Source organism: Haloglomus litoreum (assembly GCF_029338515.1).
Classification (GTDB): Archaea; Halobacteriota; Halobacteria; order Halobacteriales; family Haloarculaceae; genus Haloglomus; species Haloglomus litoreum.
On sequence record NZ_CP119988.1, the window covers coordinates 139983 to 153478 of the forward strand.

Here is a 13496-nt window from a genome sequence, read left to right on the forward strand (position 1 = left end):
TGGTGTCAACCATGGGCGAACTCATCCAGGTCGAGGGCCGCGAGGTGCCGGTCGAGGACGGCACGACGGTCCAGGACCTCAAGCAGCGGCTGGATCGCGACGACGACGAACTGGCGACCTACGAGGAGAACGGGGAGGTGAAGGTGCTCGGCGACCGCGACGAGGTGGCCGACGCCGTCCCCGAGGGCGCGAACCTCAGCTTCCAGCCCGGGGAGGGGCAGGTGTTCGGCCGTTCCGGCGGGGTCCCGACTGGTCACGGCGGCCGCGGTGGTCGCACGGGCGGGGGCGGTGGGCCTCGGTCCGTCGGGGGGCGGGGACGGCGGTCGGGTGGAGGCGTCTGATGAAACGCGGCCGTGCCTACGAGGAGGCTCGGAAGCTCGGCGAGCGCTACCCGGTCGCGTACAGCGAGGCCGACCGGCGAGTCGTCCTCGAACGGTTCGACTTCCCGCCGGGGTGGGACCCCCAGTTCTCCAAGCTCCGGTACGAGCTCCCCGACACGTACCCCCGGGATATGCCGACCGTCTACGTCCCGTCGGAGCTGTCCTACGAGGGCAAGAGCCCGACCCATCTGCTCCACGGCATCTCGCCGTACGGCGACTCCGACTGGAGCAAGTGGTGCATCGAGGACCACAACGTGAACTGGGACCCCGGGTCGGATACGCTGGTGAAGCTCACGACGATGATGCGGGCGTCGCTGGCGAACCCCTACAGCGACAACCCGTTCGCGGGGGGGTCGGCGTGAGCGAGCGCCGCCTCCGCCTGCCGGCGCGGGTCGTCCGGGAGCTGCGCGAGGCACTCCTCCGGGACGACGAACAGGAGCGCTTCGCCTTCGTCGATGCCGGGACGGCCGCGCCGCCCGCTGGGGCGGGAGCTGGCGAGGGGGAAGCCGAGAGCGAGGCCCCCTCCGAGCGTCCGGACCTGCTCGCGAGCGAGGTGGTCCCGGTGCCGGACGAGCGGCTGGCCCGGCAGTCGAGGACCGCGTGCCGGCCCGAGCCGGCGGTCGAGCGCGACCACGTCGGGGACTGCTACGACCGGCAGCTCGCGCCGGTTCTGGTCCACAGCCACCCGTTCTCCGACGACCCGCGGTTCAGCAGCATCGACGTGGAGGCGATGGGCCGGTTCCGCGAGTGGCTGACTGGCCTCTTCCCGGACCGCCCGTTCGGCTTCGCGGTCGTCGGGCAGTCGGGTATCGAGGCGGTGGCGAACGCGGGCGAGCGCTTCGCGGCGCTCCCGGTCGAGGTCGTCGGCGAGTGGAAACTCGACGAGCCGGTCCCGGGGGCGGTCGACCGGTTCGCGCCGGTCGACGCCGGCGGGCGCGGCGCTTCGGTTGGGGATGCACCGGTCGCCGACGGCTCTGAGGGCGACCGGGCGGGGACCGACGACGCGGACACGGACACCGACATCGACGCCACCGAGCGCTTCGACCGGAACGTCCGCGCGCTCGGCGCCGACGGCCAGCGTCGGCTCCAGGACGCGACCGTCGGTATCGTCGGCGTCGGTGGCATCGGCTCGCAGGTCGCCGAGCAGTTCGCGCGCCTCGGCGTCGGCGAACTCGTCCTGGTCGACCCGGACACGGTCGAGCCGAGCAACCTGCCGCGGCTGGTCGGCGCCTACGACCACCACGTCGGGAAGCCGAAGGTCGACGCCGTCCGCGAGCACGCCTGGCGGTCCGCGCCGGCCGACCTCGACGTGACGGCCGTCGCCGAGCCGGTCGAGGCGGTGCCGGCGCGGCTGACCGACTGCGACCTCGTCGTCGGCTGCGTCGACCGTGTCACGGCGCGCTCGTTCTGCAACGAGTGGGCCGTCAAGCACCTGACCTACTACGTCGACGCCGGGGTCCGCATCGACACGACGGATGATCGGGTAGTCGGGATGACCGGGTACGTCCACCTGGTGGCGCCCGGGAGCACCGCGTGCTTCGACTGCCTGGGACGTCACGACCAGGCGGCCGCCCGCATCGAGCGGCTCTCGCCGGACGAGCGCGAGGCCGAACTCGAGCGCGGCTACATCGACACCGAGCAGGTGGCGCCCGAGCCGGCGGTCATCCACCTCAACGGGCTCTGTGCCTCGAAGGCGGTCTCGGTCGGCACGGACGTCGTGACCGGGGTGAAGACGCCGCCGGACTTCGTCCGGTACGAGGACACGGCCCACGAGATGACCGCGCTCACGACCGAGCCCAGCCCCGCGTGCCCGACCTGTGGGGACGAGGGCGTGCTCGGCGTCGGGCGGCGCTCGTTCGGCGACGCACAGTTCACGCCCGAGGACGGTCCCGAGACGGCCACCTCGGACTGAGAGGGACACACACGCTTCTCGAGGGCCTCCGGCCCTCGCTCCCTGATTCCGCCGGCCGTCAGCTGCCGGTCCCCCCACGACGGCACGCGCCGCTCGTCCGCCCCCCGCGACGAGCGGGCGTCACCCGTCGTGTGTCTCGGTCCGGAGCACGTTCAGCGACCCGTCCACGACGACCTCGAGGGCGTCGCCCGCGCAGGTGAACGTCAGCGAGACCTCCAGCGGGTCCCTCGAGCGGACGACGTCCTCGGCCTCGAGAACGTTGCTCCAGCCCGGTTCCGCCCAGACGTTCACGCCCCGCTCGGCGAAGAAGGCCATCACCGGCGGCTCGAGCAGGAGCGGCCGCTCCATCGTGCTCAGCATGAACCAGTGGCAGTGGGTACACCAGAACAGGAGCGCGGGGGCGTTCCACTCCTCGACGTCGAGCCGGTCGAGATGGTCCTGGGACACGTCGAGCTCCACGGGCCCCGAGCAGTACGGGCAGAACCCCTGCGACATCGAGCAGAGGTCCGTCGTGAAGCGGACGTTCATCGCCGCCGCGACCTCGGGCGCGTCGCTCTCGTCGAACGGCCCCGGCGGCACCGGGTACTGGTGCAACTGGTCGTCGCACGAGGGGCACTCGATGCTGACGCGCTGGTCGCGGTAGGACGCGTAGAGCGACTCACCGCAGACCTCGTGGGTCGACGCCAGCTCGAACGGCGGGATCTCCAGTTCCTTCGCGTAGAAGCCCGCCTTCACCGCCTGGTAGGCCTTGAGCCCCCGGAGCGTCAGGTGGTAGCCGTCCTCCACGCTGGCGACGTAGTCCGTCTCGACGAGCTGCTGGAGGTGGTAGTTCAGCCGCCCGCTGTCCTCGAGTTCGGTCCCCTCCCAGACGTCCGTGAACCGGAGCGTGGCGTACTGCCCCCCGGTACAGGCGTCGCCGAGCGTCATGAGGATGAACAGCCGGTGCTCGTTGGCGACGGTCTTCAGCACCTCGTCCGCGGCGGCGAGACTCGGGCCGCCGGTGCCGGCTGGAGCGCTACCCATACGTCGGTAGCTACGGCGGGGACCTAATGACCTTGTGGGGAGCGTGGTGGTGGAGGGTGGTGGTGGAGGGCCGAAGCGGGAACCGGGGAAGTTCCCAGTCGTGGAGTGGGACGGCTCTGTCATAACGTTCATCTGAAATCGATTTCACACAGCCACTACTCGGTACGTATCCGCCGTGGTTCGAGGCCCCCCGCGGCGAAGGTGCCGGTCTCGCCTATATATGACAGAGATATTTGAATATTGGAATATAACATGTTGGGTGACATTACTTCGTCCTCTACTGGCGACGTGCCGGCCCTGTAGTTAGCTGGAGAATGTTGCTGTAGTTATATCCAATGCCCAATATATCAATAATTGGGTTTGTAATATTCATAAATCGGTTTTATCTGAGTAATATCGGTGGTGGCTGTGGGTGGTCAGTAAGTGGATTGGATTTCTATCTATAAAGCATATGAATAGTGTGATGATTATGAAGTTGTCATTTCTGGTCTATGCGTGGTCAGCTGCAAAGGGTGTTCTCTATTGGTGGACGGGTGGTGCTCTCACCCGGTGCCTGCAGACAGGGATGCCGGTCTCGGGCGGCCCATCACGTATGCAACGGTGTGACCGTCCGCTGTCGACGGATGAACCATTACATCCTTACGCTTGTAATGGGTGTGTGGGCGAGTGGCTCGCTCGACACGAAATGGTGCTGTACAGCGCCGTCCGAAGTTATCTACCGCTGCCTGGGATGTGTTTCCTGTTGACGAACAACATGGTGTGGTGGGGCGTGGGGCTGCCACCGACCCGGAAGGGCTCTCTCTGTGTATGTGTGTGGTGTTCACACGGACCGCGACCGACCGGGGTGATTCACTCGGGGTGCGGATTCTCGTTCTCTACTGGTGAACGGCGGATGCGGTGTTCGCTTTGACGGCTGTCGCGGGCCGGTCCGAGCGCTGCCCCCGGACTGCCTCGTGAGAGTCCGCCGTGTCGGTCGTCGGGATGCGCGGTTCGTCCGGGACCTGCCGAGCTGGTGGGGCATGACGATTCAGAGGGGACTCAGGGACGTCCGGGCGAGGAAGAGCGCATCCGCGAAAACGTTCGACAGCAGAGAACGGGAGGGGGTGTCGTGACCCTGACCGCGGGGAGGAGCCCCCAGACACCAGCAGCCGGGCGACGGGTGGCGGCTTCACCGGTCTCCCGTGTCTCTCACCCCCTCTGCGTACACGGGACATCGGTGGACCTCCCGGTCGGTGTTGTCGGCGATCACCAGCTGCCGCAGTTCGTGCCCGCAGGCCCCCGAGACCTGCTCTCGATGGGCGCAGTTGCCACAGCTCTGCGGGATACGGTCCTCCGTCTTGGACATGGTCTAGCTAAGTGTGTGAATCGCAAACATATAAATATTTCCTGCGGGCCCCTGGCGGGGGTAGACTGATGAGGGGTGGGCCCACATCCGGGGATGAGCATGGTTCGCTGGCGTGTCGTCTGCCTCGTGGTGCTCGCCTGCCTCGCGGCCGCGCCAGGGGTGGCCGTCGCCCACGACCCACCGGACACCCGCTTCGACTCCCCCATCCCGCTCACGCACCTGTACGCGGGCGCGGGCGCGACGGTCGCGGCGACGGCCGGCGTTCTCGGGCTGACGACGGGTCGTGACGGGACGGACCGGGAGTGGGGGATCGGCGGACTCCCCGGGCGCTTCGGGCGGGTGCTGGCGTTCGCGGCCCGGGGTGGGTTCCTCGCTTGCTTCGCGCTCGCGCTGTTCGCCGGAGTCGCCGGGCCGCCCGACCCGGACGTCAACCTCCTGACGGTCCTCTTCTGGGGCCTCTGGCTCAAGGGGGTCGCGCTCCTTGCGGCCATCGTCGGGAGCCCCTGGCGGCTCCTCTCCCCGTGGCGGACGGTCTACGAGGCGGGGGTCTGGCTACTCGATGTCACCCGTTCGTCGTCGGTCGGGTCGGCGCCGGCGGGGGCCAGCGGACCCCCGGACGGGGCTCGGGACCGCGCGGCTGGGGCCGGTGTGGCCCCGGATGGGCTGATCGGCTACCCCGAGTGGCTGGGCCGCTGGCCGGCGCTCGTGGGGTTCCTCCTCGTGGTGGGCGTGATGGAGAACCTCGGCGGCGTGCCGGCCGCCCCCCGCGAGACCGCGCTGCTGCTCGGCGGCTACGGCGTGGTGATGGTCGCCGGCGCCGTCGTCTTCGGTCCGACCTGGTTCCGGCGGGCGGACCTGTTCGCCGTCTTCTACCGGCTGTTCGGCCGGGTGGCACCCCTCCAGGTCTCGCGCGGCCCGGCCGGCGACGTCCGGATCACCGCGCGGCTACCCTGGCGGGGCGGGACGGTCCCGGTCGCCGACATCGGGGCGGTCGGCCTGGTCGTCGCGGCCGTCTACACCGTCAGCTTCGACGGGTTCACCAACACGGTGGAGTACCAGTACCTCCTGACCCGGGTGAGCGTCGCGCTCGACGTCGGTGTCGGTGTCGCCCTCGTCACGTACCTCGGGGGGTACGCGCTGTTCCTCGCCGGGTTCGGCCTCGTCGTGGCGGCCACGGAGCGCCTCGGCGGGCGCCGGGTCGCGGCCCGGGCGCTGCTGGTGTTCGCCCCGACGCTCCTCCCCATCGCGGTCAGCTACGATATCGCCCACACCTACCCGACGACGCTCCGCAACGCGGTGCGCGTCGCCTACACCCTCCTGCCGCTGGGCGGTACTGTCCCGGACCCGCTCGCGTGGCTGTCTCTCCCCGTCTTCTGGGGGAGTCAGGTCGTCCTCATCACCGTCGGGCACGTCGTCGCCGTCGTCGCCGCCCACGTCGTGACCCGCCGCCGGTACCCGGACCGGGCCGCCGCCCGGCGGAGCCACCTCCCGCTCACGCTCCTGATGGTCGGCTACACGGTCCTGTCGCTGTGGATCGTCTCGCTGCCCGCCGTGAACTGAGCCGCCGCCCGTCACGGCTGTCGTCCGCCGGTGCCGCGGGGCAACGATTATATAGTGCTGTGAGCTATCGCCACACATGGCCACGCAGCGCGAGGCCGTCCTGCGCGCGGAGGGGTTGACGCGACGGTTCGGCGCCTTCGTCGCTGTCGACCACGTCGACTTCAGCCTGGACGGCGACGAGATTCACGGCATCATCGGCCCGAACGGAGCGGGCAAGACGACCTTCTTCAAGATGATCTCCGGGGTCATCCAGCCCTCGGAGGGACGGATCGAACTCAAGGGCGAGGATATCACCGCCCTCGCCCCGGAGCGCATCGCCCGCCGGGGACTGGCACAGACCTTCCAGATCACCAGCATCTTCCCGAGCCTCACCGTCGAGGAGAACGTCGTCGGGGCGCTCAACGGACAGAAGCGGTTCCTCAACCCGGCGGTCCCCTATCGGGAGGACTCGGCGACGACCGAGCGAGCACGGGAGATCCTCCGGCGGATCGGACTCGACGACGTCGCCGGCGCCGAGGCGGGGAACCTCTCGCACGGCGACCAGGGCGTCCTCGAGATCGGCCTCGCGCTCGCGACCGACCCGGAGGTAATCCTCTTCGACGAGCCGACCGCCGGGCTCTCGGCCACCGAGACCGAGCGTATCCGGACCATCATCGAGGAGATCAGCGACGAGGCCGCCATCATGCTGGTCGAGCACGACATGGACTTCGTGATGGGCCTCGCCGACAGCGTCACGGTCCTCCACAACGGCCAGATCCTGGCACAGGGGTCGCCGGACGAGATCAGCCAGAACAGCGACGTACAGAACGTCTACTTCGGGAGGGACGTCTGATGCTCACCGTCGATCAGATCGATACGTACTACGGGAAGAGCCACATCCTCCACGACGTCAGTCTGGAGATCAAGGAGGACGAGGTCGTCGCGCTCATCGGGCGCAACGGCGTCGGCAAGACCACCACGATGCGCTCGATCATGGGGATGACCCCGCCCCGCAGCGGGACCATCACCTTCGAGGGCGAGGACATCACCGGGGCCGACCCCAACCACATCGCGAGCCGGGGCATCGGCTACGCCCCGCAGGAGCGCCGGATGTTCCCGAAGCTGACCGTCATGGAGAACCTGGAGATGGGGGCCGGGACCGGGTCGTTCGAGGACGACCAGCTCGAGACGGTGTTCGACCTGTTCCCGCGCCTGGAGGAGCGACAGGACCAGCAGACCGGGACGCTCTCGGGCGGCGAGCAGCAGATGGTGGCGATGGCCCGGGCGATGATCCGTGACCCCCAGCTCGTCCTCCTCGACGAGCCGACGGAGGGACTGATGCCGGCGCTCATCCCGGAGATCTCCGACGTCATCGAGACCATCGCCGACCGCGGGTACGCCGTCCTCCTCGTCGAGCAGAACGTTGACTTCGTGCTCGACATCTGCGACCGCGCCTACCTCATGGATAACGGCCGCATCGAGCAGGAGGCGACCAGCGAGCGGCTCCAGGAGGACCCGGGCCTGCTGGAGGAGACGCTCGGCCTCTCGCACTGATCCGCCGGACGGACGCGGCTGCTGCCGGCCGCTGTCCGGGTGTGCACCATGAAAACTTTTAACACTGGTCCTGCGTAGTTCCGAGTGACGATGAAGAAGACAGTCATCGATCCCGACGCCGGCAGCGACATCTTCGAGGACCTCGACACGCCGTTCTCGCGTGGGACCGTCATCGAGACCGACCAGTACTACCGGATCTTCCTCTCCGGTGCGACCTCCTCCCAGGAGGACGCGTTCAGCTCCAGTTACAACACCTCGATCGGCGAGCAGACGACCGACATCCTCTCGCGCATGGAGCAGTTCCTCGAGGAGGTCGGCGCGTCGATGAACGACGTCGTCCGGGTCCGCGTCTACACGCAGGACATCGACGAGGACGAGTTCCGCGAGCACCACCGCGCTCGCGAGAAGTTCTTCGAGAAGGCCCACTTCCCCGCGAGCACGCTCGTCCGCGTCGACGAGGTGCTGGTGGGCCGCATCGAGATCGACCTCGAGGCCATCGTTCCGAAGGACGGCGAGTGGGAGACCGACGCCGTGTTCACGGACATCTACGGCTGAGGGCGACCTGGTTCTTCACCCGTCGTGTGAGCCACGCCCCGTCCGACCGCGGAGCCGTGGCTGTCCAGCGCGCGAGCCGAGCGGAGAAGCAGTGAGATGAGGTGGGGAGACGGCGTGCGAGAGCGGTGCTGGTGGCGGGGCGGCCCTACTCCTCGTCCTTGCCCTCGACGCGGTGGACGTTGAACGCCTCGAACACCGGCTGGTCGCTGATGACGAACAGGATGGTCTCCTCGTCGTGGGCCTCGTGGGCGTGCCACTGGTCCTGCGGGACGACGAAGGAGTCGCGGGTGTCCCACTCGAGGGTGGTGTCCTCGACCTGGGTCTCGCCCGACCCCTGGACGACGTGGTAGATCTCCGTGCTGTTGTGGCGGTGGGTCTTCGTCTCCTGACCCTCCTCGAGGAGCTGCAGGCGGAACGAGGTGGTCGACATCGTCGGGCCGCGGCCGGTCGCCGGGTTGACGTACTCCATCACGAGGCCGTCGTACGGGTCGTCGACGTAGTCCGGCCCGTCCTCGGCGGCGTTGGTGATGGAGGTGTACGCCTCGTCCCAGGAGTAGCGGTACGGCGGCACGTCGCGGAACTTGTTCTCCTGGTCGCGCAGCGGCCGCAGGCGACCGTACTGGGAGTTGTAGTACCCCTGCGACTTGTCGACGGGCTGCTGGTACTGCTCGTGGTCGTCGAACACGGAGGCGTTGAGGTGCTGCCCGATGAGCGGCCAGTCGAGGACGTCGATCCAGATGGTCCGCTCGTCGCTCTCGTTGACGTGGTCGTGCCAGGTCCAGTTCGGCGTCGTGATGAGGGCGTTGTCCGTCATCGGGAACCGCTCGCCCTCGACCGCGGTGTACGTGTCCTCGTTCCCGTCGACGACGAACCGCACGGCGTTGACGTTGTGGCGGTGGGACCCGGCCTCCTCCTCCGGCGTCACGGTCTGGAAGAACACCGAGAGGAACGGTGACGGGAGGTCCTGGTCCGACGCGGGGTTCGTCAGGGCCAGCGAGCGCCGGAGGCCCTGTTCGAGTTCGCTGTACGGCAGCTCCTCCTCGACCTGCTCGATGGTGTCGATGACGTCCTCCCACTTCCAGACGAACGGCTGGAGCTGTTCCTTCGGCTCGCCCTCCCAGTCCTCGTGGACGTCCCAGCCGGGCCGGAGGAGGCGGTCCTCGAACTTCGATTCGAGATCGTCGCTCACGTGGTCGATATCCCAGTCTACAGCAGGAGGCTCTTGCTCTTGGCTCATACACCTGGGAGGTCGTTTTTCGCACACTTATATCTTGTTGTGGTATCACATGCAGCATCGGCCGGGACGGACACGGGCACCCGAAATGTCGAGAAGATTATCTTTTCCGGTATGTTTTTATCCGTTCGATGGAACCTGGCGAGTGAGTCATGGTAGAAGAAGTCCGACCAGACCCGTCCAAGATGCAGTACAACGACCTGCCGTTCTCCCACGCGATCAAGCACGAGGACTTCGTCTTCGTGTCCGGGCAGGCCCCCCGGGACGCCGACGGCAACGTCCCGGAGACGTTCGAGGGACAGGCGCGCCAGGAGCTGGAGAACATCCAGACGATCCTCGAGGAGGCCGGTACCTCGATGGACAACCTGGTCAAGGTGAAGGTGTACGTCGAGGACATGGACCGGTTCGGCGACCTGAACGAGATCTACCAGGAGTACGTCTCGGAGCCGTTCCCGGCCCGTGCGGCCATCGGCGTCGACGAACTGGCGAAGAACTTCGTCGTCGAGTTCGAGGCCATCGCGGCCGTCGAGTGAGGCCTGCTGCCGTCCGCCGTCACCGACCGCGTGCCACTGGTCGCCGGGAACGACCGATTCCCGGAACGGAGCCCGTCTCCGTATTTTTCGTGCTACTGAATATGGATTTTTGAGGTAGATATAAACGTCAAAAGCCACACCGGTCGTCCATGCCAACTGATGGCAGTCGAACGTCCGGTGCGAGCAGAGACATAGAGCGTCGCGGGTTCCTGAAGTACGCGGGGACCGGTGCGCTGGTAACTTCGGTCGGACTCGCTGGCTGTGCGACGAGCGAACCGGCCGGCGATGGCGGCGGTGGCGGTGGCGATGGCGGGGACGGCGGTGGCGGCGGCGATGGCGGTGGCGGTGGCGACGGCGGCGACGGTGGGTCCACCGGCGGCGACAGCACCGGCCCCGTCAAGATCGGCCTCCAGGCCGACCTCACCGGGCCGCTCTCGCTGTACGGCAAGTGGCAAAAGCGCGTCACCGAGCGGTGGGCCGAGGAGCTGAACGCCGAGCACGACGGCATCGCCGGCCGCGAGGTACAGGTGGTCGTCGAGGACACGAAGTCGAAGACGAAGGAGGGTGTCGCCGCGATGCGCCGGCTCACGCAGGAGAAGGGCGCACACGTGGTGATGGGGACGAACTCCTCCGGGACGAGCCTCGCCAGCATCCCGCTGGCGAAGCAGACGGGGACGCCCTACTTCCCGCAGGGGGACGCCTCCTCGCTCGCCGGCGAGGACGCGAACCGGTGGACCGTCCACTACGGCCACAGCGTCGACCACCTCTCCATCGGCGGGTTCAAATGGGGCGTCGAGAACCTCGGCTCGAAGTGGACGATGCTGTTCCAGGACTACTCCTACGGCCAGCAGTTCAAGTCGGTCGCCGAGAACCGGCTCCCGCAGTTCGGCGGTGAACTCCTCCGCTCCATCGGCGTCCCCCTCGGGGAGACGGACCTTGTGTCCCAGCTCAACAAGGTCCCGTCGGATACGGAGGTGCTGTTCGCGGTGCTGGTTGGGCCGTCGAACCCGGCGTTCCTCAAACAGAGCCGCGACCTCGACGTTCCGGGCGAGCGCTTCGGCGAGGTCGGTCTGGCCGAGCCGCTGAACCTCACCAACAAGGAGGTCCCGAACGCCGAGGGGATGCACTACGTGTCGACGGTCCCGGCGCTCCCGGAGGGGATGCCCGAGAACCAGCGGGAGTTCTACCAGACCTACCGCGATGTCGCCGGTATCACCGACTACGAGCAGGCCGTCCCGTTCGGCCACGCCTGGGAGAACTGGGTCATCCTCTCGTGGATCAAGGACGCCATGGAGAACTCCGACTGGTCGGGCGACGGCGACGGCGACACCCTCATCCGGTGGATCGAGGAGGGGCCCCAGCGGAGCGCGAGCAAGCTCTACCCGCAGGGTGACACCTTCTTCCGCGGGTCCGACCATCAGGGGTTCATGGACCTCTTCATCGAGCAGGTGCAGGACGGTACGCCGACCACCGTCCACCGGGTCGACGTGAACGAGCCGACCTACGAGGCACAGGCCGACCTGACGAGCAAGTCGTTCTGAGCGAACGATGGCACTCGTAGAGAACCTGGCCGTCAGTCTGCTGAACGGGATCGTCTGGGGGACGATCATCGCGCTGATCGCGCTGGGGCTCAACCTCATCTTCGGCCTGCTCGAGATCATCAACCTCACCCACGGATCGTTCTACATGCTGGGTGCCGTCGGCGGCTACTTCGTCATCGACGCCACCGGGAGCTTCTGGCTCGCGCTGTTCGCCGCGCCGCTGGTCGTCGGGTTCGTCGGCGTCGCGATGGAACGGACCGTCCTCCAGCCCATCGCCGAGGACATCCCGCTGACCGTCATCGCGACGTTCGGCATGATCCTCGTCTTCCAGCACCTCGCGCTCGTCATGTTCGGCTCGGGGGTACGGACCCTCGAGTCTCCCATCAAGGCGTCCATCGACCTCGGCGTGGCCTCGTACTCGCTGTACCGGCTCTCCATCGCCGTCGTCGCCGTCGTGTTCATCGTCCTGCTCCACCTGTTCCTGACCCGGACGCGGCCCGGGCTGTGGATGCGGGGCGTCCGCCAGGACCGCGAGATGGCCGATGCGCTCGGCGTCCCGACGGACCGGGTCTACATGCTCACGTTCGGCCTCGGGACGTTCCTCGCGGCGATGGCCGGCGTGTTGCTCGCGCCGGTCGCCGGGGTCAGCCACCTGATGGGCATCGAGATCCTCGCCGTCGCGTTCATCGTGGTCATCGTGGGCGGGCTCGGGTCGTTCCGGGGCGTCCTCGTCGCGAGTCTCCTGTTCGCGCTCGTCGAGAACCTCGGCAGCGCGTTCATCCCGGCGACGGAGGCACGCATCTTCACGCTCGTCCTCATGGCTGGAATCGTGCTGGTGAAACCCGAGGGCTTCTACGGAGGGACAGCATGAGCGGGGAGGAGATCCAGTCGCGGAGCCTGGTGAACGGCAACGCACGGTACCTGCTGGCGGTGGTGGCGCTGGTCGTCGCCGCCGTGCTCCCGCAGCAACTGGGCTCGTTCGGCCGCTTCATCGGTGCGTCCATCCTGCTACTGGCCATCTACGGCATCTCCTACGACCTGCTGTACGGCTACGCGGGGCTGACGAGCTTCGGCCACGCGGCCTTCTTCGGCATCGGTGCCTACGGGGTCGCCGTCGCGCTCCGGGACGTCGGCGTCGGCGTCCTGGGCTCGCTCGGCCTCGCCTTCCTGCTGTCGGGGGTGATGGCGCTGGCGCTCGGCTACATCGCCGTCCGGGTCGCCGAGAACGCGTTCGTCATCGTCACGATCCTCATCGTGCTCGTCGCGAACCTCATCGCCAACACCTGGACGGGCGTCACCGGCGGGAGCGACGGGTTCACCGTCCTCGTGCCGGCCATCGAGATCGGGAACCTCGTCGCGTTCCCGATGTTCAACGCCCTCAACCAGTACTACCTCGCGCTCCTGGCGTTCGTCCTCTCCTTCCTCGTCCTCCACCGGCTGGTGCAGTCGCCAATCGGCCTGACGCTGAAGATGATCCGGGAGAACGAGCAGCGCGCCCGCATGCTCGGCTACAACGTCCGCCGCTACAAGCTCGGCGTGTTCGTCGTCAGCGGGATGTTCGCCGGGCTGGCGGGCGGCCTCAACGTCATCGTGAACGCCTACGTGAGCGCCGCGGAGTTCAGCATCGTCCGCTCGGCCGACCCGGTCATCTACACCATCGTCGGTGGGCAGGGGACGCTGTTCGGTGCGGTGTTCGGTGCCATCCTCGTCGGGTTCATGGACTTCCAGCTCAGCCAGTTCACCGACGCCTACCCGATGATCATCGGCGCGATCCTCGTCCTCGTCGTCCTCACCGACCCCGACGGTCTCATCGGGATGAGCAAGCGCCTCAAGGACTGGTACACGGACGACGAGGACTAGCCCCCTCGTTCTCCTCGGCG

General features: G+C 67.7%; 14 protein-coding genes. 11 read left to right on the plus strand and 3 right to left on the minus strand.

What is annotated here, in order from left to right; genetic code table 11:
* Positions 1-11 precede the first annotated feature (11 nt).
* Genes P2T62_RS00655 through P2T62_RS00665 form a run of 3 tightly spaced genes read left to right on the plus strand, consistent with a single transcriptional unit; the run spans position 12 to position 2292 of the window.
* The gene (locus P2T62_RS00655; protein ID WP_276259558.1) at positions 12-341 is read left to right on the plus strand and encodes a hypothetical protein; all 330 of its coding nucleotides are present in this window, start codon (positions 12-14) and stop codon (positions 339-341) included.
* Positions 341-742 (plus strand): hypothetical protein, encoded by a 402-nt coding sequence (locus P2T62_RS00660; protein WP_276259559.1) that lies wholly within the window; start codon positions 341-343, stop codon positions 740-742. Before P2T62_RS00655 ends, P2T62_RS00660 begins: the two co-directional genes overlap by 1 nt.
* On the plus strand, positions 739-2292 hold the full coding sequence (locus P2T62_RS00665; RefSeq protein ID WP_276259560.1) for a HesA/MoeB/ThiF family protein: 1554 nt from the start codon (positions 739-741) through the stop codon (positions 2290-2292). Before P2T62_RS00660 ends, P2T62_RS00665 begins: the two co-directional genes overlap by 4 nt.
* 120 nt (positions 2293-2412) lie before the next feature.
* Here the strand turns inward: P2T62_RS00665 and P2T62_RS00670 are convergent, their stop codons facing one another.
* On the minus strand, positions 2413-3315 hold the full coding sequence (locus P2T62_RS00670; protein ID WP_276259561.1) for a DUF7351 domain-containing protein: 903 nt from the start codon (positions 3313-3315) through the stop codon (positions 2413-2415).
* Positions 3316-4483: 1168 nt separating this feature from the next.
* Complete coding sequence (locus tag P2T62_RS00675) at positions 4484-4660, minus strand: hypothetical protein (RefSeq protein ID WP_276259562.1); 177 nt, start codon at positions 4658-4660, stop codon at positions 4484-4486.
* Between the two features lie 99 nt (positions 4661-4759).
* Between P2T62_RS00675 and P2T62_RS00680 the strand changes: the two genes are divergently transcribed.
* The 4 genes from P2T62_RS00680 (at position 4760) to P2T62_RS00695 (ending at position 8308) form a co-directional block, all read left to right on the plus strand.
* A complete protein-coding gene (locus P2T62_RS00680; RefSeq protein WP_276259563.1) occupies positions 4760-6220 on the plus strand; it encodes a hypothetical protein in 1461 nt (486 codons plus the stop codon).
* 76 nt (positions 6221-6296) lie between these two features.
* Positions 6297-7052 (plus strand): ABC transporter ATP-binding protein, encoded by a 756-nt coding sequence (locus P2T62_RS00685; protein ID WP_276259564.1) that lies wholly within the window; start codon positions 6297-6299, stop codon positions 7050-7052.
* On the plus strand, positions 7052-7753 hold the full coding sequence (locus tag P2T62_RS00690; protein ID WP_276259565.1) for an ABC transporter ATP-binding protein: 702 nt from the start codon (positions 7052-7054) through the stop codon (positions 7751-7753). The genes P2T62_RS00685 and P2T62_RS00690 overlap by 1 nt, the downstream gene beginning before the upstream one ends.
* Before the next feature lie 90 nt (positions 7754-7843).
* On the plus strand, positions 7844-8308 hold the full coding sequence (locus P2T62_RS00695) for a RidA family protein (RefSeq protein ID WP_276259566.1): 465 nt from the start codon (positions 7844-7846) through the stop codon (positions 8306-8308).
* Positions 8309-8453: 145 nt separating this feature from the next.
* On the opposite strand, the gene P2T62_RS00700 is transcribed toward P2T62_RS00695, so the two are convergent.
* Positions 8454-9545 carry a cupin domain-containing protein gene (locus P2T62_RS00700; RefSeq protein WP_276259567.1) on the minus strand — a complete coding sequence of 364 codons (1092 nt, stop codon included), beginning with the start codon at positions 9543-9545 and terminating at the stop codon, positions 8454-8456.
* A 149-nt stretch (positions 9546-9694) separates the two neighbouring features.
* Between P2T62_RS00700 and P2T62_RS00705 the strand changes: the two genes are divergently transcribed.
* The 4 genes from P2T62_RS00705 to P2T62_RS00720 all read left to right on the plus strand — a co-directional run bounded on the left by P2T62_RS00705 (position 9695) and on the right by P2T62_RS00720 (position 13476).
* Positions 9695-10075: a RidA family protein gene (locus P2T62_RS00705; RefSeq protein ID WP_276259568.1), complete on the plus strand. Its 381-nt coding sequence runs from the start codon at positions 9695-9697 to the stop codon at positions 10073-10075.
* Between the two features lie 149 nt (positions 10076-10224).
* On the plus strand, positions 10225-11616 hold the full coding sequence (locus P2T62_RS00710) for an ABC transporter substrate-binding protein (RefSeq protein ID WP_276259569.1): 1392 nt from the start codon (positions 10225-10227) through the stop codon (positions 11614-11616).
* 7 nt (positions 11617-11623) lie between these two features.
* Positions 11624-12487, plus strand: coding sequence for a branched-chain amino acid ABC transporter permease (locus P2T62_RS00715; RefSeq protein ID WP_276259570.1), 864 nt, complete (start codon positions 11624-11626; stop codon positions 12485-12487).
* Entirely contained in the window at positions 12484-13476 is a 993-nt protein-coding gene (locus P2T62_RS00720) for a branched-chain amino acid ABC transporter permease (RefSeq protein WP_276259571.1), read from the plus strand. Before P2T62_RS00715 ends, P2T62_RS00720 begins: the two co-directional genes overlap by 4 nt.
* Positions 13477-13496: the final 20 nt, after the last annotated feature.